Origin of the sequence: Ruegeria discodermiae (assembly GCF_030758345.1) — a bacterium.
GTDB lineage: Bacteria > Pseudomonadota > Alphaproteobacteria > Rhodobacterales > Rhodobacteraceae > Ruegeria_C.
The window spans coordinates 225,412-243,769 of record NZ_JAVAMO010000001.1 but is presented as its reverse complement, the minus strand read 5'-3'; the positions used below and the strand labels follow the sequence as shown (position 1 = coordinate 243,769).

At 61.2% G+C, this 18,358-nt stretch carries 22 protein-coding genes; 4 read left to right on the top strand and 18 right to left on the bottom strand.

Going from position 1 to position 18,358, the window contains the following annotated elements:
- The first annotated feature begins 31 nt into the window (after positions 1-31).
- A complete protein-coding gene (locus Q5Y75_RS01200; RefSeq protein WP_306193584.1) occupies positions 32-553 on the top strand; it encodes a hypothetical protein in 522 nt (173 codons plus the stop codon).
- Positions 553-1,965, top strand: a complete 1,413-nt coding sequence (locus tag Q5Y75_RS01195; protein ID WP_306193583.1) for a 3'-5' exonuclease — start codon at positions 553-555, stop codon at positions 1,963-1,965. Before Q5Y75_RS01200 ends, Q5Y75_RS01195 begins: the two co-directional genes overlap by 1 nt.
- 132 nt (positions 1,966-2,097) lie before the next feature.
- On the opposite strand, the gene Q5Y75_RS01190 is transcribed toward Q5Y75_RS01195, so the two are convergent.
- The 12 genes from Q5Y75_RS01190 to Q5Y75_RS01135 all read right to left on the bottom strand — a co-directional run bounded on the left by Q5Y75_RS01190 (position 2,098) and on the right by Q5Y75_RS01135 (position 12,048).
- Entirely contained in the window at positions 2,098-2,451 is a 354-nt protein-coding gene (locus Q5Y75_RS01190) for a hypothetical protein (RefSeq protein WP_306193582.1), read from the bottom strand.
- Between the two features lie 6 nt (positions 2,452-2,457).
- The gene (locus Q5Y75_RS01185; protein ID WP_306193581.1) at positions 2,458-2,661 is read right to left on the bottom strand and encodes a hypothetical protein; all 204 of its coding nucleotides are present in this window, start codon (positions 2,659-2,661) and stop codon (positions 2,458-2,460) included.
- A 112-nt stretch (positions 2,662-2,773) separates the two neighbouring features.
- Complete coding sequence (locus Q5Y75_RS01180) at positions 2,774-3,835, bottom strand: Mrp/NBP35 family ATP-binding protein (RefSeq protein ID WP_306193580.1); 1,062 nt, start codon at positions 3,833-3,835, stop codon at positions 2,774-2,776.
- On the bottom strand, positions 3,832-4,029 hold the full coding sequence (locus Q5Y75_RS01175) for a DUF6494 family protein (RefSeq protein ID WP_306193579.1): 198 nt from the start codon (positions 4,027-4,029) through the stop codon (positions 3,832-3,834). Before Q5Y75_RS01175 ends, Q5Y75_RS01180 begins: the two co-directional genes overlap by 4 nt.
- 142 nt (positions 4,030-4,171) lie before the next feature.
- Complete coding sequence (locus Q5Y75_RS01170; protein ID WP_306193578.1) at positions 4,172-4,939, bottom strand: inositol monophosphatase family protein; 768 nt, start codon at positions 4,937-4,939, stop codon at positions 4,172-4,174.
- Between the two features lie 98 nt (positions 4,940-5,037).
- Positions 5,038-6,024, bottom strand: coding sequence for an ABC transporter substrate-binding protein (locus Q5Y75_RS01165; RefSeq protein WP_306193577.1), 987 nt, complete (start codon positions 6,022-6,024; stop codon positions 5,038-5,040).
- A 60-nt stretch (positions 6,025-6,084) separates the two neighbouring features.
- Positions 6,085-6,930 carry an ABC transporter permease gene (locus tag Q5Y75_RS01160; RefSeq protein WP_306193576.1) on the bottom strand — a complete coding sequence of 282 codons (846 nt, stop codon included), beginning with the start codon at positions 6,928-6,930 and terminating at the stop codon, positions 6,085-6,087.
- Entirely contained in the window at positions 6,927-7,841 is a 915-nt protein-coding gene (locus Q5Y75_RS01155; RefSeq protein ID WP_306193575.1) for an ABC transporter permease, read from the bottom strand. Before Q5Y75_RS01155 ends, Q5Y75_RS01160 begins: the two co-directional genes overlap by 4 nt.
- Positions 7,842-8,175: 334 nt before the next feature.
- Positions 8,176-8,970, bottom strand: coding sequence for an ABC transporter ATP-binding protein (locus Q5Y75_RS01150; protein ID WP_306193573.1), 795 nt, complete (start codon positions 8,968-8,970; stop codon positions 8,176-8,178).
- Between the two features lie 14 nt (positions 8,971-8,984).
- Complete coding sequence (gene hydA, locus Q5Y75_RS01145) at positions 8,985-10,439, bottom strand: dihydropyrimidinase (protein ID WP_306193572.1); 1,455 nt, start codon at positions 10,437-10,439, stop codon at positions 8,985-8,987.
- Positions 10,436-10,801, bottom strand: a complete 366-nt coding sequence (locus Q5Y75_RS01140; RefSeq protein WP_306193570.1) for a hypothetical protein — start codon at positions 10,799-10,801, stop codon at positions 10,436-10,438. Before Q5Y75_RS01140 ends, hydA begins: the two co-directional genes overlap by 4 nt.
- The gene (locus tag Q5Y75_RS01135) at positions 10,798-12,048 is read right to left on the bottom strand and encodes a Zn-dependent hydrolase (protein ID WP_306193568.1); all 1,251 of its coding nucleotides are present in this window, start codon (positions 12,046-12,048) and stop codon (positions 10,798-10,800) included. Before Q5Y75_RS01135 ends, Q5Y75_RS01140 begins: the two co-directional genes overlap by 4 nt.
- Positions 12,049-12,211: 163 nt before the next feature.
- Between Q5Y75_RS01135 and Q5Y75_RS01130 the strand changes: the two genes are divergently transcribed.
- Positions 12,212-12,820, top strand: a complete 609-nt coding sequence (locus Q5Y75_RS01130; protein WP_306193567.1) for a TetR family transcriptional regulator C-terminal domain-containing protein — start codon at positions 12,212-12,214, stop codon at positions 12,818-12,820.
- Positions 12,821-12,890: 70 nt separating this feature from the next.
- On the opposite strand, the gene Q5Y75_RS01125 is transcribed toward Q5Y75_RS01130, so the two are convergent.
- The 6 genes from Q5Y75_RS01125 to Q5Y75_RS01100 form a co-directional block, all read right to left on the bottom strand.
- Positions 12,891-13,271: a VOC family protein gene (locus Q5Y75_RS01125; RefSeq protein ID WP_306193566.1), complete on the bottom strand. Its 381-nt coding sequence runs from the start codon at positions 13,269-13,271 to the stop codon at positions 12,891-12,893.
- Positions 13,272-13,450: 179 nt separating this feature from the next.
- The gene (locus Q5Y75_RS01120; protein WP_306193565.1) at positions 13,451-13,909 is read right to left on the bottom strand and encodes a carboxymuconolactone decarboxylase family protein; all 459 of its coding nucleotides are present in this window, start codon (positions 13,907-13,909) and stop codon (positions 13,451-13,453) included.
- A gap of 31 nt (positions 13,910-13,940) precedes the next feature.
- On the bottom strand, positions 13,941-14,432 hold the full coding sequence (locus Q5Y75_RS01115) for an RrF2 family transcriptional regulator (RefSeq protein ID WP_306193564.1): 492 nt from the start codon (positions 14,430-14,432) through the stop codon (positions 13,941-13,943).
- Positions 14,433-14,551: 119 nt separating this feature from the next.
- Positions 14,552-15,856 carry an NAD-dependent dihydropyrimidine dehydrogenase subunit PreA gene (gene preA / locus Q5Y75_RS01110; protein WP_306193563.1) on the bottom strand — a complete coding sequence of 435 codons (1,305 nt, stop codon included), beginning with the start codon at positions 15,854-15,856 and terminating at the stop codon, positions 14,552-14,554.
- 15 nt (positions 15,857-15,871) lie between these two features.
- Positions 15,872-16,708 carry a class I SAM-dependent methyltransferase gene (locus Q5Y75_RS01105; protein ID WP_306193561.1) on the bottom strand — a complete coding sequence of 279 codons (837 nt, stop codon included), beginning with the start codon at positions 16,706-16,708 and terminating at the stop codon, positions 15,872-15,874.
- A 62-nt stretch (positions 16,709-16,770) separates the two neighbouring features.
- Complete coding sequence (locus tag Q5Y75_RS01100) at positions 16,771-18,108, bottom strand: NAD(P)-dependent oxidoreductase (protein WP_306193560.1); 1,338 nt, start codon at positions 18,106-18,108, stop codon at positions 16,771-16,773.
- Between Q5Y75_RS01100 and Q5Y75_RS01095 the strand changes: the two genes are divergently transcribed.
- On the top strand, positions 18,107-18,241 hold the full coding sequence (locus Q5Y75_RS01095) for a hypothetical protein (protein WP_306193559.1): 135 nt from the start codon (positions 18,107-18,109) through the stop codon (positions 18,239-18,241). The genes Q5Y75_RS01100 and Q5Y75_RS01095 overlap by 2 nt on opposite strands.
- Positions 18,242-18,358: the final 117 nt, after the last annotated feature.

Sequence of the window (18,358 nt, the reverse complement as noted above, 5' to 3'; positions counted from 1 at the left end):
CGCCATAGCGGGCTTGCATGGGAGGAAAGAGATGTTTCTGGAACTGATCGCAACGGTATTTGCCGGGATCGCCATGGCGGGTGTGGTGATGCTGTTGAACCGGGTGCTGGGCGGGCGGCTGCCCAAATGGCTGGCCCCGGTCGGGGCCGGTGTGGCGATGATCGCGGTCACCATCTCCAGCGAGTATAGCTGGTATGGGCGTACTGCCGCCGCCCTGCCCGAGGATGTCGAGGTGATCGAGACCGTGGACAGCCGCGCGATCTATCGTCCCTGGACCTATGTCGCGCCTTACGTGGACCGGTTTGCCGCGCTGGACCGCGCCTCGGTCCAGACCAACCCGACCCTGCCCGATCAACGGCTGGCCGATCTCTATTTCTTTGGCCGCTGGGCTGCGGTATCAAAACTGCCGGTCCTCGTGGATTGCGCCGGATCGCGGCGCGCAAATCTGATCGATGGTGCAGAGTTCGGTGATGACGGTGCGATACTTGATGCCGACTGGGTTGCCGCCGATGACAGCGATGCGGTGATCCGGGCGCTCTGCGGAGATGCATGATGCTAAGCGGCCTCAGTCTGCGTCTGCGCGTGTTTCTCTTCTTTTGCCTGCTGGCAGTGGGTGGGCTGGTCCTGACCGGCGTTGCGCTTTATCTGGGATCGGCGCGCGCGCCTGTCTCAGGCGTGCCGCAGGCCTTTGTCTTCTCGGGGCTGATCATCGGCTTTGGCCTGCTGGCACTGATCGCCGGGATCTGGCTGCTGTTTGACGAAAACGTCGCCAAGCCGATCGAGCGCCTCGCGGCGTCACTGCGGGCCCGCGAGGCAGCAGCGCTGGATCTTGAGATCGATACCGATGCCGCGCGCTATCTGGGTGATCTGGCCCCCGCCGCTGCCGGGCTTGCGGGGCGCGTCTCGGATCAGACGCTGGCGACCGCGCAGGCTGTGGCGGCGGAAACGGCACGGCTGAAAGCCGAAAAGGACCGGCTGACCGCGCTGCTGACCGATATTCCGGTCGCAATGGTCTTGGTCAGCCCGACCCATCAGATCGCGCTCTATGACGGACAGGCCGCAGGGGTTTTGGCGCAGGTCGCGCCGCCGCGCCTCAACGCCTCGCTCTTTGACTATCTCAACCGGGAAGACCTTCGGGCCGCCCATGCCCGCCTGAACAAGACCGGACAGGATGTCAGCGCCCAGATCACCAGTATAGACGGCAGGCAAAGCTACGCCGCGCGCCTGAGGCCGCTGGGTGCTGGTGCCGGATACCTGCTGATCTTTGACGAAAGCGTCGCGCAGATCGCCCCGGAAGAAGCCCGCCCGCTGGTGTATGATTTTGATCTGCTCGAAACGCCGGGCGATAAGGCGATCGAGGCGCGCAGCCTGGACGAGCTCTGCTTTGCTGTCTTCGACACCGAGACCACCGGCTTGCTGCCGCACAAGGATGCGGTGGTGCAGATCGGTGCGGTGCGCGTGCTACGTGGTCGGCTGGTCAAGGGCGAGGTGTTTGACACGCTGGTCGATCCCGGCAAGCCCATCCCGCCCGCCTCGACCCGGGTCCATCGGGTCACGGATGCGATGGTTCAGGGCGCGCCGGATATTGCCGAGGCCGGGCGACAATTTCACCATTTCGCCCGCGACGCCGTGATCGTGGCCCATAACGCGCCTTTCGACATGGCGTTTCTGCGTCGTGACGCCAAGCTGATGGGAGTGACCTGGGATCATCCCATTCTGGATACCGTGCTGCTTTCCGCGGTGCTGTTCGGGGCCAGCGAAACTCACACGCTCGACGCGCTCTGCGACCGGCTTGGCGTGACCATCCCCGAGAATCTGCGACATACGGCTCTGGGCGATGCGCAGGCCACGGCGGAGGTACTGGTGGCAATGCTGCCAATGCTGTCGGCGCGCGGGTTCAAAACTTTTGGCGAGGTGATCGCCCAGACACGCAAACACGGCAGGCTGCTGGAGGACCTCAACTGAGGCAGAACATGCCCCCATGCCGTGATGCGATGAATACCGGGATGTTCAAGATACGGACTCTCACGAGCTCTGTGATGTCAGCCGCTGCGGTAGGGGCGGCGGAGATGCGGCGAACCTTTCCGTCGATGCCCATCACTTCTTCTTGTTATGCGCCCGCAATTCTTTGACGATCTCCGCCGTGATTTGTTTTTCGTAAGCCCTGAGCATCTCACGGAAAATGTCATCGGCCAGACCGGATTTCATCGCCTCATCCGCAGCGCGATGCGCGACCTCTTCGGCGGATTTGCCCTGCAGTTTCTTCCCGCCCTGGGCCACGAAATTTCTGGTATGCCCGTCCCACAGCTTTTTCAGCGCGCCCGAGGTCAGCAGTTTCATCACCCCGCCGACACCGACCCGTGTCAGAACCTTGATCGTGGCCCGGCGCGAGACATCGGCCAACAGCTTGGTTCCGGCCTTGGCGCCGATCTGCAGCTCGGCCTCGATCACCTTTCGCTACGCCCCGGTGAAAAACCGACCGATGCCGCGCGAAAACTGCGTGCCCGCCAGACGGTTGGCATGAGCGGTAATGAAGCGGCTCGACCCGACCTGCCGCGCCAGAAAGTTCATGCCGTATTTTCCGATGGCCCCGACAAGGATCGCCGCCGGAATGCTGGCCGGCGCGGTGATGGTGACCGCCGCAATCGTTCCACACATCATGCCGACATCGCGGGTGAATTCCAGCGCGTCGGTGGCCGTTTCCGCACCGCCGATCAGCCCGTCGACCCAAGCATGAACCGCGCGGCCATAGGCGCGGCATTGCTTGTATTGCTCAGGCCTGTCCTTTGGCGATCAGGTCGCGGGCAATCTTGCGGAACGCCTCGGCCTGCTTGCTGTCGGGTTTGCTGACCACAATCGGCGCACCGTCATCGGCGGCAATCCGGATATCGAGATGCAGCGGGATTTCTCCCAAGAGCGGCACATTCAGCGCTTCGGCCTCTTTCGCCACGCCGCCATGGCCGAACACATGTTCCTCATGGCCGCATTTCGAGCAGATATGCGTGGACATGTTTTCGATCATGCCATGGATCGGCGTCTTGAGTTGGCGGAACATGTCGATCCCCTTGCGGGCATCGATCAGGGCCACATCCTGCGGGGTCGAAACCACAATGGCCCCGTCCACCGCGAATTTCTGGCTGAGCGTCAGTTGCACATCACCGGTGCCCGGCGGCAGATCGACGATCAGCACATCAAGCGCCCCCCACTGCACCTGCCCCATCATCTGCTGCAGGGCGCCCATCAGCATCGGGCCGCGCCAGACCACGGCCTGATCCTCGTTGGTCATCAAGCCCATCGACATCATGGTCACGCCATGATTGCGCAGCGGCAGGATCGTCTTGCCATCCGGGCTGGCCGGACGGCCCGAGACCCCCAGCATACGCGGTTGCGACGGCCCGTAGACATCGGCATCCAGCAGACCCACGCGCCGCCCTTCGGCAGCCAGAGCACAGGCCAGATTGGCCGAGACGGTGGATTTGCCCACACCGCCCTTGCCGCTGGCAATGGCGACGATCCGGTCCACGCCCGGCACCGGTTGCGGGCCGGTCTGCGAGGGCTTTGGTTTCGGCTTCAACTCCGGCGGTGCTTTCTCGGAATGGGCTGTCAGCATGGCCGAGACATTCTCGACCCCTTCAACCGCCCGTGCAGCGCGTTCAGCCACCGCGCGTACCGCCTCCATCTGCTCGGCCAGCTTCGGGTCGATCTCCATCACGAAGCGTACGGTGTCGCCCTCGACATTCAGCGCTCGCACGATGCCCGCGCTGACGATATCCTGCCCCGAGACCGGGTCGGTGATCTTCTTGAGGTTGGCCAGAACCGCGTCGCGAATGCTCATGCGTCGCCATCCTTGATGGTACCGGTGACGATATGTTCCACCTCAAGCCCGTCGATGGTCAGCACCATCTTGACCTCATATGCGCCGCCCGATGGCGTGCCCGCCTTGCGCAGGCCCTCTTCGATCGCCTGCTGGCTGGTCACGCCAACCTGCTTGAGGAATTTGCGCATCGACATGTTGTAATCGCCGCTCATGGCTGTGCTCTCCTTGATCCTGTGCGAAGCAAGACCCCCTGCCCGCCGGGCCGAGGCCTGGGTCGCGCCCATATGTGCCTGAGCCTCAGGCGCTTCACCACCCCTTCTCTGCGCCAAAGGGCAGAAAGGGCAGGTTTAGGTCTTAATTCCGGCAGAGCGCGGCAAGTCTGTCCATGTTGCCATTGGCCGCCATCACCTCGCCGGGGGTTTGCAGGAAACCGGGAAAGGCCGGGGCGGCGACAGCGCCGCCCGCCGCGCGGATAATCACAAGCCCGGCGGCCGCGTCCCAGACATTCAGAGAGGGTTCGTAATAGGCCTCGACCCGCCCCGCGGCGACCGATAGCAAGCCGATGGTCGCTGCCCCCTGCCTGCGATACTCGCATCCGGATTCAAGCAGGCGGCCAATCCGGTCCAGATGATCGCTCAGGCCAACGCGCTGGGAATAGCCCAGGACAACCATGTTCCGATCGAAATCAACGCGATCCGAGACGCTGATCTGCGCGCCATTCAGCCGCGCGGGCTGGCCGGTTCGGGCGCTGGCCAGCGCCCTGTGATCAGGCGCAAAGATCACGCCATGGGTCAGCTCATTGCCATCGAAATAGCCGACCGACACCGCCCAATCGGGCAGGTCGCGCATGTAGTTCGCCGTGCCATCAATCGGGTCGATGATCCAGCAGGCGGCGGCGTCTCCGGTCAGACCGCCCTCTTCTCCCAGCACCGCGTCATCGGGATAGGCGTCGGCAATCGCCTCGCGGATCAGCGTTTCGACGGCCAGATCTGCAGCGGTGACAAAATCCTGCGGGCCCTTGGTGTCGATGGTCAGCCCGTCGGGATGCTGGCGCAGATCAACCGCCAACTGCCCCGCCCGGCGCGCGAGAGCCTCTGCAAATTCAAGCCTTGTATCGGACATGTGTGTTCCTTCCCAAGCCGATATGCGCGATAGCCAGCGGTTCCCGCAATAGAAAACGGGGCCCGGGAGGCCCCGCTTCGAGAAGTTTCGAGGCAGCTTTAGTTCAGCGCCTTGTCGGTGATGTCGTGGGTCCAGGCCCCTTCGGGCTTCTTGGTGATCACCGGGTCCGATCCACCGGCCAACAGCGTGTTCACCGTGCGGTCGAAATCCGCCGGGTCCAGCTTTCCGTTCGAACCTGCGGTGAGCTTGGCGATCTCGCCCATCATGCGCACCTGATGCGCTTCGGTCTGGGCGCCGGTCTCGTCATTGTCCAGAACGATGCCCGCCGCTTCCTCCGGGTTTTCCTCGGCATATTTCCAGCCCTTCATCGAGGCCTTGACGAACCGCGCCATCTTGTCGGCAAAGGCGGGATCGGCGAGGTTTTCTTCAAGCACATAGATGCCGTCCTCCAGCGTGGCGACGCCCATGTCTTCGTATTTGAAGGTCACCAGCTCATCCTCGGACACGCCCGCATCCAGAACCTGACCGTATTCATTATAGGTCATGGTCGAGATGCAGTCGGCCTGCCGCTGCAGCAGCGGATCGACGTTGAAGCCCTGTTTGAGCACGGTGACCCCGTCATCGCCGCCCTCGGTCGGGATGCCTTCCTGGCTCATCCAGCTCAGGAACGGGTATTCATTGCCGAAGAACCAAACGCCAATGGTCTTGCCCTTGAAATCCTGCGGCCCGGTAATGCCGGTATCCTTCCAGCAGGTCAGCATGAGGCCCGACGTTTTGAAAGGCTGCGCGATATTCACCACCGGCAGGCCCTTTTCCCGCGCCGCCAGCGCCGAGGGCATCCAGTTCAGCATCGCATCCGCGCCCCCACCGGCCAGAACCTGCGGCGGCGCAATATCGGGACCACCGGGCAGGATTGTCACATCCAGCCCTTCTTCCTCGTAAAAGCCCTTATCCAGCGCCACGTAATAGCCAGCAAATTGCGCCTGCGTGACCCATTGCAATTGCAGCTTCACCTCATCGGCGGCCAGTGCCGGGCTGGCGGCCAGTGACAATGCCAGCGCGGCCCCACTCAGTAGCTTTTTCATTCTCTTCTCTCCTTGTTGGTTATTTCGCCTCGTTTCCGAGGTCCTTTTCATTTTTTCAGACTACCCACGCTGCGACGGATGCCAGAAGGTCACCGCCTTCTCGATCATCGCCACCGCCCCATAAAACAATGTCCCCGCCAAGGCGGCCACCACAATCTCAGCCCAGACCATGTCCAGCGCCAACTGCCCCACGCTGGTCGAGATACGGAACCCCATGCCCAGGGTCGGCGAGCCAAAGAACTCTGCCACGATCGCCCCGATCAGCGCCAGCGTGGTCGAGATCTTCAAGCCGTTGAAGATGAACGGCATCGCCGCAGGCAGGCGCAGCTTGAAGAAGCTCTGCCAATAGCTGGCCGCATAGGTCTCCATCAAATCGCGCTGCATGGCGGTGGTTTCGCGCAACCCCGCCACGGTGTTCACCAGCATGGGGAAAAACACCATGACCACCACCACGGCGGCTTTCGACTGCCAGTCGAAACCGAACCACATCACCAGAATGGGCGCTGTACCCACGATGGGAAGCGCGGCCACGAAATTGCCCACCGGCAGCAGACCCATCCGCAGGAAATGCGACCGATCAACCGCAATCGCCATCACAAAGGCGGCGCAACAGCCGATGATATAGCCGCTGAGCGCGCCCTTGACGAAAGTCTGCACAAAATCCGCCCAGAGGATGTCGGTACTGCTGGCAAACCGCCCCGCAATCATCGTCGGCGGCGGCAGGATGACCAGCGGTACCTGCAAGCCGCGCACCAGCAACTCCCACACGATCAAGATGGTCAGCCCGAAGATCAGCGGCACGGTCACCTGAATGGCCCGCGTATGCGCATATGGCCCCTCTGCCAGTCGCAGGTTCAACCACCAGCCAAAGGCCCAGAGCAGCATGGCGGCAAGGATCAACATCATGCCATCCCCATCCGTTTCAACACGACGCGTTCTATCAAGCCCAGCAACCCGACCAGACAGGCCGCCAGGATCGCCGCCGCAAACAGCGCCGACCAGATCTGCACGGTCTGCCCATAATAGCTGCCCGCGAGCAGCCGCGCGCCCAGCCCGGCCACAGCACCCGTCGGCAACTCGCCCACGATGGCCCCAACCAGCGAGGCCGCGATGCCGATCTTGAGCGAGGCAAAAAGATAGGGCATCGAGGCTGGCAGCCGCAATTTCCAGAACCCCTGCGCCTTGCTGGCGCTATAGGTCCTGAGCAGATCAAGCTGCATCGCATCGGGGCTACGCAAGCCTTTGACCATGCCAACAACCACCGGAAAGAAGCTCAAATAAGCCGAGATCACCGCCTTGGGGATGATCCCCTGCACGCCGACCGAATAGAGCACAACGATGATCATCGGTGCCAGAGCGATGATCGGAATGGTCTGGCTGACAATCGCCCAGGGCATCACCGACATATCCATGACACGGCTGTGCACAATGCCGACCGCCAGCAGAATGCCAAGGCCCGTCCCGATGGCAAAACCCAGCAGTGTCGCGCTCAGCGTAACCCAGGCGTGATAGACCAGCGAGCGTTTCGATGTGATCTTCTTCTCGACAGTGGTGTCCCAGAGTTCCTCGGCCACTTGATGCGGTGCCGGCAGTCGCGGCCGCTCCTGCTCCCACGTGTCATCGATGGCAAAGGGGTTGTCGAGGATCAGCTCCAATTCATCGATCTGACGCCGGTCTGCTGCCTTGGGCGGGTCAACGACCTCACCTGCCCGCTCCGCCTCGACCAGCACGCCCCTTATATTCATCGGCACGCTGGCGGCGTACCAGATAGCGATGATGGCGAACACCACTGTCAAGACGGCGAGAATGGATTTCATGAGACTACCATCCTTTAATCCTGATCAACTCGATAAGTCTGTCGATGCAGAGCACCATAGGAGAAATACTTGTCATGCGTCGCCCCGTTTCCGTTTACCAAAGCGAACGAGTCCGATGCAGGATAGCCTATGTCCATTGCGCTTGAGCCAACGCCAATCTAGAACTGCCAAAATGGGGATCACGAAAATCCCATACTTCGCAACTAGCTTTATCGTGCCTTCTCTTGGGTGATCATCGAACCATCCCCGCGAGCCCCCCCATGCGACGATACTCCATAGTGAAAATAGCATCAGAACTCGGCACAGCAATTGTACCCAGATTCGCTCTCTGGACTCACCCATCGGAATGCCCTGCCCGCAGCCCTTCGCGCACCCGGTGAGCGACCTCGATGAACTCCGACGTGTCTCGGATATCCAGCGGGCGCTCCTTGGGCAGCGGGCTGTCGATCACATCCGTGATCCGCCCTGGACGCGGGCTCATCACCACGATCTTGGTGGACAGATAGACCGCCTCGGGGATCGAGTGCGTCACGAACCCGATGGTCTTCTCGGTCCGCGCCCAAAGCGCCAGAAGCTGCTCGTTCAGATGGTCGCGCACGATCTCATCGAGTGCCCCAAAGGGTTCATCCATCAGCAGGATATCCGCATCAAAGGCCAGCGCCCGCGCGATGCTGGCCCGCTGCTGCATACCGCCCGAAAGCTGCCAGGGATATTTGCCGCCAAACCCCTCCAGATCAACCAGTTGCAGGACGTTCTTGACCCTCTCCTCCTGCTCGGATTTCGAGTATCCCATGATCTCCAGTGGCAGCTTGATGTTCTTGGCAATCGTCCGCCAGGGATAAAGCCCCGCCGCCTGAAACACATACCCATAGGCCCGGTTCCGACGCGCCTCATCCGGGGTCATGCCATTGACGCTCAGACTGCCGCCCGTGGGCGTCTCCAACGCAGCAATGCAGCGCAGAAAGGTCGTCTTGCCGCAGCCCGAAGGCCCGATGAAGCTGACGAAATCGCCCTTGTTGATGGTCAGGCTCACATCCTTGAGCGCATGCACCGGGCCATCATTGGTTTCGAATGTCAGGTCGAGGTTGTTTGCTTCGATGACGGCGTCGGTGCCGGGGTATTCAGTCATTCACTTTGCCTTGCTCATACGCCCGTCGCCGGTATCCCTGTCCGCTCCACCGGGCGCGGCGCGGTCAGTTCTTTCCAGGTAGAGAGCGCCTTGTTCACATGGGTGTTTGCCTCACGCGCCACGAATGCGCCATGCCCTTCCTGCGTGCGGATCTCGCCGTCATGCACCGCCACTTGCCCCCGTGTCAGTGTAAAGCGCGGCAAACCGCGCACCTCCTTGCCCTCGAACACGTTATAGTCGATCGAGGATTGCTGCGTATCGGCGGTGATCACCTTGGCCTTGTCCGGGTCCCAGACCACCAGATCGGCGTCACCACCCACCAGAACCGATCCTTTTTTCGGATAACAATTCAATATCTTGGCGATATTTGTTGAGGTCACCGCCACGAACTCATTCATCGTCAGCCGCCCGGTATTCACCCCATGGGTCCAGAGCATCGGCATCCGGTCCTCTAGCCCGCCGGTGCCGTTGGGAATCTTGGTGAAATCGCCAACGCCGAACCGTTTCTGATCGGTGGTAAAGGCGCAATGGTCGGTCGCCACCACGCTGAGCGAGCCGGAATGCAGCCCGTTCCACAGGCTGTCCTGATGCTGCTTGTTGCGGAAAGGCGGGCTCATCACCCGGCGCGCGGCATGGTCCCAGTCGTGGTGGAAATACTCGCTCTCATCCAGCGTCAGATGCTGGATCAGAGGTTCACCCCAGACCCGCTTGCCCTGCATCCGCGCCCGCCGGATCGCCTCATGCGCATCCTCGCAGGAAGTATGCACCACATAGAGCGGCACGCCCGCCATATCGGCGATCATGATGGCACGGTTGGTGGCCTCACCCTCGACCTGAGGCGGGCGGGAATAGGCATGCGCCTCGGGGCCGGTATTGCCCTCGGCCAGCAGTTTGGCACTGAGTTCTGCGACCACATCGCCGTTCTCGGCATGGACCATGGCGATGCCGCCCAGCTCGGCCAAGCGCTGGAACGAGGCGTAAAGCTCGTCATCATTGACCATCAGCGCGCCTTTGTAGGCCATGAAATGCTTGAAGGTGTTGATGCCGCGGGTTTCGATCACCGTCTTGATGTCGTCAAACACCTGCTCTCCCCACCATGTCACCGCCATGTGGAAGGAGTAATCACAATTCGCCCGCGTCGATTTGTTGTCCCAGCGTTTCAGTGCATCCAGCAGGCTCTCGCCCGGATTGGGCAGTGCGAAATCCACCACCATGGTGGTGCCCCCCGCCAGCGCCGCCCGCGTCCCGCTTTCAAAATCATCGCTGGAATAGGTGCCCATGAAGGGCATCTCCAGATGCGTATGCGGGTCAATCCCGCCCGGCATCACATAACAGCCGGTCGCGTCCAGTTCCTTGTCGCCACGCAGGTCTGGCCCGATCTCGGCGATGACGCCACCTTCAACCTTTACATCCGCCTTATAGGTCAGATCGGCGGTGACGATGGTTCCGTTCTTGATGACCGTGCTCATTTTGATCTCTCCTTTGCGATATCTTCGAAGATCGGCATCATTATCATGATTGCCGCCCCCGAGATTGTACCGGCGTTGTTAACACGGCAGTTCTCGAGCATCGTCTCAATCAAATCAATTTCTTGTCCTGGCTCTAAGCTGATTGGCTCTTCCCCTGACAATTGCCGTCCAAGATTGATTCCCGTGGCAAGACCGCTGACCCATTGAGTTATCTCCGCCTGCTTAAGAGTATCCCCCTCGAAACCGCGAGCCTCGAGAAATTGGTCACAACCCATACCACCAATTCCGGCATACGGCTTAGCGGCAATCACACTTGCGCTAACCAAGAAAACGGTCGCCGCAAGGCACCCCAAGTGTCTCACACCACAATCTCCGCCGTCTCGACGACCGCATGAAACAGCACATCCGCTCCTGCCGCCGCCCAGTCTTTGGAAATCTCCTCGGCCTCGTTGTGGCTCAGCCCGTCCACGCAGGGGCACATCACCATGGCGGTTGGCGCGACGCGGTTGATCCAGCAGGCATCATGGCCCGCGCCCGAGATGATGTCGGTATGAGAATAGCCCAGCCGCTCGGCGGCATCTCGCACGGCGGCGACGCAGCCCGCATCGAACTCCACAGGGTCAAATCCGCCGACCTTCTCGAATTCCACACTCAGCCCCATCTCGTTCACGATATCCTCGGCGGCGACGTGCAGGCGGTTTTCCATATCGGTGATCACCGACAGGTCGGGGGATCGGAAATCAACCGTGAACACGACTTTGCCCGGGATCACATTGCGTGAATTGGGGTAGACATCGATATGCCCCGCCGCGCCCACCGCATGGGGGGCGTGAGACAGGGCGATCTCATCCACCTTCTCCAGTATCCGCGCCATGGCGAGGCCCGCATTCTTGCGCATCGGCATCGGCGTCGATCCGGTATGGGCGTCCTTGCCGGTGACGGTGACCTGCGTCCAGCTCAGCCCCTGGCCATGGGTGACCACGCCGATATCCTTGCCCTCGGCCTCCAGAATCGGCCCCTGTTCGATATGCAGTTCGAAAAAGGAGTGCATCTTGCGCGCGCCAACCTCTTCCTCGCCGCGCCAGCCGATGCGCTGCAGCTCATCGCCGAATTTCAGCCCTTCCGCATCCTTGCGGTCATAGGCCCAATCCTGCGTGTGCATGCCTGCGAAGACGCCCGAAGACAGCATGGCGGGCGCAAACCGTGTGCCTTCTTCATTGGTCCAGTTGGTCGCCACGATGGGATGTCTGGTCTTGATGCCCAGATCGTTGAGCGTGCGGATGATCTCCAGCCCGCCCAGCACACCCAGCACGCCGTCATATTTCCCGCCCGTCGGCTGCGTATCCAGATGCGAGCCCACATAGACCGGCAGCGCGTCGGGGTCTGTGCCCTCGCGCCGGGCGAACATGTTGCCCATCTGATCCAGCCCCATCGTGCATCCGGCGGCCACGCACCAGCGCTGAAACAGCGCGCGCGCCTCAGCATCTTCATCGGTCACGGTCTGGCGGTTATTGCCGCCGGCAACACCGGGCCCGATCTTGGCCATCTCCATCAGACTGTCCCACAGCCGGTCCCCATTGATCCTGAGATTCTGCGCCGGAGCTGCCATGTCTTTCCCCTGTTGCTCGCGATTTGGCTCGCTTGTCGGTTCCTGATTTGACCAACTGGTCAAAGTCACGCTATCACGGGGGCCGCACCAGTCAAGAAATTGCATCACCTTCACCCCGGTCCAGATGAAAATCCGGCAGTTTTGAGGAAAAAACAGACACCCCATGCCTGCGGACCGTCCCCCCACACGAATCCAGAAAAAGAACCGCGCGGCGATCCTTGAAGCGGCGCTGAATGTGTTTTCCGCACAGGGCTTTCGCGGCGCGACCGTTGACCAGATTGCAAGCGAAGCGGGCCTGAGCAAACCCAACCTGCTCTATTATTTCCCCTCCAAAGAGGCGATGCACAACGCTTTGCTTGAGCGGCTGCTGGACACGTGGCTCGACCCGTTGCGCGAGTTGGACGCCGACGGCGAGCCGTTGGAAGAACTGTTGGGCTATGTGCAGCGTAAATTGCAGATGAGTCGCGACTATCCCCGCGAAAGCCGGCTTTTTGCCAATGAGATCGTGCAGGGCGCGCCGCGCATTCATGCCGCTCTGTCCAATGAACTGAAGGCGCTGGTTGATGAAAAAGTGTCGGTTCTGCAAGACTGGATGGATCAGGGCCGCATCGCCCCGGTCCACCCTTACCACCTGATCTTCTCGATCTGGTCGCTGACCCAGCACTACGCCGATTTCGACGTGCAGGTCCGCGCGGTGTTGGGCGAAGAAGACCCGTTCGCCACCGCGCCGGGTTTCATGGAAACACTGTACCGACGGTTGCTAACGCCCTGACATGTCGGCCCTCGGAGCCCTGCAAATCCTGCGGAAAGGCAGATATCCAACCGGCGATGATACCTCGTTGTCAGATCAGCCTGTTGCTGACCTCGACAAGATTCTCGTCCGGATCGCGAAAGTAAACTGACATCAGCTTGCCGACAGCGCCCAGTTTTTCGGCAGGCCCTTCGACGATGGCGACGTCATGCGCGCGGAGCCTCTCGGCGACATCTTCAATGGGCGTATCGGTGACGAGACAAAAATTGCCGCTTCCGGGCACGGTCTTTTCTGCCAGTCTCGGCGCGGTGCGCGCATCCTGAAGACTGATTTTGCTTGATCCAAAGTGAAGAGACCACTTGCCCGGGCGTTCCTCGCGCGCCGTCATGCCCAGCACGTGTTGATAGAACTCAAGCGTTGCGTTGACGTCGCGGACACACAGGACGATGTGGTCGAAACCATAAATGTTCATGCTCAAAGCATAGCTTTGTTCGCTTTAGCCGCAAACAGCAAAGCCGTGCCCAGTCCTCGTCAGGAAGCGCGGTATAGCGCCACTTGCCGACATTCGAACATACGAAAAGCGACACCGCTCCTGACAGCGGGTAACTCCCGTGACGAAGCGGTGTTGCTTTTTTTAGTTTTGAACGTGGATCAAGCCGCCTCGGGCCTTGGCGCGGCGTGGACTGCGCGGAAGGCGACGGATAGGCGGTTCCAGGTGTTGATCATGGTGATGATGGCGGTCAGCTTGACGATTTCTTCGCCGGGGAACTGCGCTTGCGTGGCAGCAAAAAGCGCATCATCCGGCGCGTGATCCGCCAGCCTTGTCAGCGCTTCGGTCCATTGCAGCGCCGCCCGTTCGCGGTCGGAATAAAGAAAGCTGTCATGCCAGGCCGACACCAGATAGAGCCGCTGCTCGGTCTCGCCATCCGCGCGCGCCTCGCGCGTATGCATGTCGATGCAGAAGGCGCAACCATTGATCTGCGAGGCGCGCAGTTTGACCAGGTGCATCAGGGTTTTGTCCAGCCCGCTGCCCTCGATCGTGTCGTTGAGCGCCACGAAGGCTTTTATCAGCTCGGGCGCTTCGGCCCAGTATTTCAGACGCGGTTCCATCTTTGGTCTCCTTCAACAGATTCTCATGAGGTCAGGGTCGCCGGTTTGCCTCGACAAAGCGGCAACCGCGGGCGATGTCGCGGGGGTCGCCGGTTTCGGCGTAGTCGTGGATCAGACTGCTGATCCGGGTTTCGGCAAGTGCAGCGCGATAGGCGTCTTCGGCGCGCAACATGGCCAGCTTGATCCCGCAGGGATTGGGAAAGGCAGAGGCATCGGGCACCTCAGGCCCCCGCCGCCGGATCTCGCGGCAGCGAAAGGCGGGCGCATCACCTTCGACCGCCAGAACGATGTCGCGCAGGGTGATGTCTTCGGGCGCACGGCCCAGCCGATAGCCACCTGTGGGCCCTGGAACCGACTGGAAAATACCTGCGGCGACAAGCTGCTTGAGGTGCTTGACGAGATAGCTGGGTGAGACGCCGTGGTACTCGGCCAGAGCGCTTGCAGGCATGACCGCCCCGCTCTGCAATCCAGCCAGCATCGTTGTGCAGTGAATGGCCGCCTCGACCCCATCGCCCAGCTTCATTTGCATCTCCTGATTCGAGGATAATTTTTATCATGGATATTTTGTAGACACAATAAGTATACAGAAAAGCGGCACCGGATTTCGGCGCCGCTCAAATCGCTTCAATCAGATTTCGGGTCTTACTCCGCCGCGTTCGCCATCGGATTGTTGGGATGCATGGTCCAGTTGGCATACTCTTCTTCGACCCGTTTGCCGGTGCGCGGGTCGACTGTGCCCGGCTGCATCTGCTCCATGGTGATGCAGCCTTCGACCGGGCAGACATCAACGCAGAGGTTGCAGGCCACGCATTCCTCATCGATTACCTCGAACACCCGGTCCGCGCTCATCGAGATCGCCTGATGCGAGGTATCCTCGCAGGCCGCATAGCAACGCCCGCATTTGATGCATTGATCCTGATCGATCTTGGCCTTGGCGATGTAGTTGAGGTTCAGATACTGCCAGTCGGTGACATTCGGCACCGCCTGCCCGACAAAGTCGCGCACATTGGTATAGCCTTTTTCGTCCATCCACTTGCTCAGGCCGGTTGCCATCTCTTCGACGATCTTGAAGCCATAGGTCATCGCCGCCGTGCAGACCTGTACATTGCCGCAGCCCAGCGAGATGAATTCCGCCGCGTCGCGCCACGTGGTGATCCCGCCAATGCCAGAGATCGGCAGGCCGTGGGTTTCGGGATTGCGCGCGATCTCGGACACCATCGACATGGCGATGGGTTTGACCGCCGGGCCGCAATAGCCGCCATGGCTGCCCTTGCCGTCGATGGAGGGTTCGGGGCTCATCGTGTCGAGATTGACGCTGGTGATGGAGTTGATCGTGTTGATCAGCGACACTGCATCCGCACCGCCATTCTTGGCCGCCGCAGCGGGCTTGCGGATATCGGTGATGTTGGGCGTCAGCTTCACGATCACCGGCTTGTCGTAGTAGGTCTTGCACCAGCGGGTGACCATTTCGATATATTCCGGCACCTGACCCACCGCGCTGCCCATGCCGCGCTCGCTCATGCCATGCGGACAGCCGAAATTCAGCTCGATCCCATCCGCGCCGGTCTCGGCGACGCGGGGCAGGATCTCTTTCCATGCGCCCTCCTCGCAGGGCACCATGATCGAGGCGATCAGGGCGCGGTCGGGGTAATCGGACTTGACCCGCGCCATCTCCTCCAGATTAACCTCCAGAGGCCGGTCGGTGATCAACTCGATATTGTTCAGCCCCAGCAGCCGCCGGTCCGCGCCATAGATCGCGCCGTAGCGTGGCCCGTTCACATTCACCACGGGCGGCCCTTCCGCTCCAAGCGTTTTCCAGACCACGCCACCCCACCCGGCCTCGAAAGCGCGGCGGACATTGTATTCCTTGTCGGTCGGCGGGGCCGAGGCCAGCCAGAACGGGTTCGGAGATGTTATTCCTAGGAAATCTGTCGTCAGATCGGCCATGTAGCGGGCTCCTTTTCAGACTGGCTTGCGGAAGATCAGTTCGAACGGCGCGATCAGCCCCGCCTGAACACAGTTCACATAGTTCTGGATTTTCTCTCCGGCGGTGTCACGCATCAGCAGGTGAATGCCGACCGGTGGCGGGCCGCCCGCCTCTTCAATGCGAGCAAAGACCGTCTTGAAAAAGTCGAGCGCGAAATCCTTGCGGTTGCGGATCGACTTGAAGACCAGCCCTGCCACCTCAGCCGCCTCCATATAAGCGGCGGCGGGCTCGACGAAGGAAAAGGCAGGTTCCTCGGCCCAGGGGAAGGGGAAAGTCAGGCCACCATCAGCGTCCATCCGCATCACGTCAAACAGCGCGAAGGTCCCGCCGGGGACAAGCACGCGGTTCACTTCGGAAAACAGCTTGGCCTTGTCGGCAACATTCATGCCCACATGGAACATGGTCACCAGATCAATCGTGTCCTCGACCAGGGGCAGGTCCAGCACGCTGCCGCGCAGCAGCTTGACGCGGTCTTGCATGCCCACCATGCGATTGAGCGCTTCGCCGGTCTCGACAAAACTGGGGGTGAGGTCAACCCCGGTCACAAAAGCATTTGATTTCAACGCGATGTGCCGCGACGTTCCACCAAGTCCGCAGCCGATATCCAGCACCCGTGTGTGTTGGGATATGGCTAGCTGATCCAGCAGGTCATCGGTCGCTTGCACCCCACCGGTGTGAAACTCGTCGATGCCCTTGAGGTCCTCGGGCGCGGGGGCGTCCGGGTCAGCCCCGGCCGTGCGCAACGCCTCGCGAATCCGCCCCAGCAGATCCTCGGTTGTGTAATGCGCGGCGACGTCTTTTTCGATCGTCATCTTGGCCTCCTGCAGCTGCAACGAAATCATTGTAGCAGGTTTTCCCCTAGGCGGGCGGATGGTCAGGCGCGAAGTGTCGCGTCGATATCCATCGCGGCATCACGCCCCTCGGCGACGGCGGTCACGGTCAGGTCCTCGCCGCCCGCAGCACAGTCGCCCCCGGCCCAGACACCTTCGACCGAGGTCCGGCCCGCACCGATCACGGCGATCTTGTTACCGTTCAGATGCAGCGCGTCAGGCACGCCCTCCAGCCTCTGGCCAATGGCCTTGAGCACCTGATCGGCGGGCAGGCGCACGGTCTCGCCCGTGCCTTGCAGCGCGCCATCGACAGTGGCGGTATATTCCAGTTCGATCTCGGTCGCGACGTCCTCGCCATGTACCTGTTTGGGTTGCACATTGAACATCAGCTTGACCCCTTTTGAGGTCGCCAAATCCTGTTCGAACTTGCTGGCCCCCATGGCGCTGGCACCCCGGCGATAGGCGACCGTGACATGTTCAGCGCCCAGCAGCTTGGATTTCACTGCCGCGTCGATTGCGGTCATGCCACCGCCGATCACCACCACATGACGCCCGACCGGGTGTTTGAGCAGATCATCGGCCTGTCGCACATCCGCGATGAAATCGACCGCATGGTGAACACCGGGCTTGTCCTCGCCCTGTGCGCGCAGCGCATTCACGCCCGCCAGCCCGATGGCCAGAAACACCGCGTCGAATTCGCCACGCAAGCCTTCCAGTGTCAGGCCGCCATCACCCAGTGCCACGTCGCATTCGACAGAGATGCCACCAATTTTGAGCAGCCAGTCTACCTCGGCCTGCGCGAAATCATTTGTCGCCTTATAAGCCGCGATGCCATATTCGTTCAGCCCGCCGGGCTTGGGATTGGCATCATAGATCGTCACCTGATGGCCCAGCATCGCCAGTCGATGGGCACAGGCCAGACCCGCAGGCCCCGCCCCCACCACTGCGATCCGCTTGCCGGTTTCCGCCGCGCGCACGAACGGGTGCGTACCGGCCTCCATCAGCACATCGGTGGCAAAGCGCTGCAGCCGCCCGATCTCGACCGGTTTGCCCTCAGCCACCTCGCGCACGCAAACCTCTTCGCAGAGCGTTTCGGTCGGGCAGACCCGCGCGCACATACCGCCCAGAATGTTCTGGCTGAGGATCGTTTCCGCCGCCCCTTCCGGGTTGCCCGCCTGAATCTGGCGAATGAAGAGCGGGATATCGATATCCGTCGGACAGGCGGTCACGCAGGGCGCATCATGGCAGAAATAGCAACGATCCGCCGCCACAGCGGCCTCATGCGGCGCATAAGGCGGGTGCAGGTCGCTGAAATTCGTCTCGATCTCTTCGCTGGATAGCCGCCCGGCGAGAATGCCGGGTGCTGTCTGGCCATGCGCCATGACGCTCTCCCTGATTGTGGTTCTTGGACTCAGACTGCCACATCTGAAAATTTTATCAATTGGTAAAATTTTGAAAGCGGGAAAAATTGCCGTTTTTGCGAGAACCAGCCCGGCATTCGGCAGGATTGCCTGAAAATGCGGCGGTGCTGACGCTCGGGCTGCGGCACCGGCACCGCGCGTTTCCGGGATGCAGGATACAAATCGGGACTTTTGAGCGCCCGGTTGCTTGCCTATAGTGCGCTCACGCAGC

What these genes read in the sequence shown, in the direction of transcription:
- Q5Y75_RS01180 (WP_306193580.1), bottom strand. Translation starts at nt 3,835, where the DNA reads ATGAGCATTCGCGACGCGGTTCTGGCCAACCTCAAGAAGATCACCGAC.
- preA (WP_306193563.1), bottom strand. Translation starts at nt 15,856, where the DNA reads ATGGCCGATCTGACGACAGATTTCCTAGGAATAACATCTCCGAACCCG.
- Q5Y75_RS01160 (WP_306193576.1), bottom strand. Translation starts at nt 6,930, where the DNA reads ATGATGTTGATCCTTGCCGCCATGCTGCTCTGGGCCTTTGGCTGGTGG.
- Q5Y75_RS01120 (WP_306193565.1), bottom strand. Translation starts at nt 13,909, where the DNA reads ATGGAACCGCGTCTGAAATACTGGGCCGAAGCGCCCGAGCTGATAAAA.
- Q5Y75_RS01095 (WP_306193559.1), top strand. Translation starts at nt 18,107, where the DNA reads ATGACGCTCTCCCTGATTGTGGTTCTTGGACTCAGACTGCCACATCTG.
- Q5Y75_RS01125 (WP_306193566.1), bottom strand. Translation starts at nt 13,271, where the DNA reads ATGAACATTTATGGTTTCGACCACATCGTCCTGTGTGTCCGCGACGTC.
- Q5Y75_RS01105 (WP_306193561.1), bottom strand. Translation starts at nt 16,708, where the DNA reads ATGACGATCGAAAAAGACGTCGCCGCGCATTACACAACCGAGGATCTG.
- hydA (WP_306193572.1), bottom strand. Translation starts at nt 10,439, where the DNA reads ATGAGCACGGTCATCAAGAACGGAACCATCGTCACCGCCGATCTGACC.
- Q5Y75_RS01155 (WP_306193575.1), bottom strand. Translation starts at nt 7,841, where the DNA reads ATGAAATCCATTCTCGCCGTCTTGACAGTGGTGTTCGCCATCATCGCT.
- Q5Y75_RS01135 (WP_306193568.1), bottom strand. Translation starts at nt 12,048, where the DNA reads ATGGCAGCTCCGGCGCAGAATCTCAGGATCAATGGGGACCGGCTGTGG.
- Q5Y75_RS01195 (WP_306193583.1), top strand. Translation starts at nt 553, where the DNA reads ATGCTAAGCGGCCTCAGTCTGCGTCTGCGCGTGTTTCTCTTCTTTTGC.
- Q5Y75_RS01150 (WP_306193573.1), bottom strand. Translation starts at nt 8,970, where the DNA reads ATGACTGAATACCCCGGCACCGACGCCGTCATCGAAGCAAACAACCTC.
- Q5Y75_RS01165 (WP_306193577.1), bottom strand. Translation starts at nt 6,024, where the DNA reads ATGAAAAAGCTACTGAGTGGGGCCGCGCTGGCATTGTCACTGGCCGCC.
- Q5Y75_RS01130 (WP_306193567.1), top strand. Translation starts at nt 12,212, where the DNA reads ATGCCTGCGGACCGTCCCCCCACACGAATCCAGAAAAAGAACCGCGCG.
- Q5Y75_RS01185 (WP_306193581.1), bottom strand. Translation starts at nt 2,661, where the DNA reads ATGATGTGTGGAACGATTGCGGCGGTCACCATCACCGCGCCGGCCAGC.
- Q5Y75_RS01100 (WP_306193560.1), bottom strand. Translation starts at nt 18,108, where the DNA reads ATGGCGCATGGCCAGACAGCACCCGGCATTCTCGCCGGGCGGCTATCC.
- Q5Y75_RS01170 (WP_306193578.1), bottom strand. Translation starts at nt 4,939, where the DNA reads ATGTCCGATACAAGGCTTGAATTTGCAGAGGCTCTCGCGCGCCGGGCG.
- Q5Y75_RS01175 (WP_306193579.1), bottom strand. Translation starts at nt 4,029, where the DNA reads ATGAGCGGCGATTACAACATGTCGATGCGCAAATTCCTCAAGCAGGTT.
- Q5Y75_RS01115 (WP_306193564.1), bottom strand. Translation starts at nt 14,432, where the DNA reads ATGAAGCTGGGCGATGGGGTCGAGGCGGCCATTCACTGCACAACGATG.
- Q5Y75_RS01200 (WP_306193584.1), top strand. Translation starts at nt 32, where the DNA reads ATGTTTCTGGAACTGATCGCAACGGTATTTGCCGGGATCGCCATGGCG.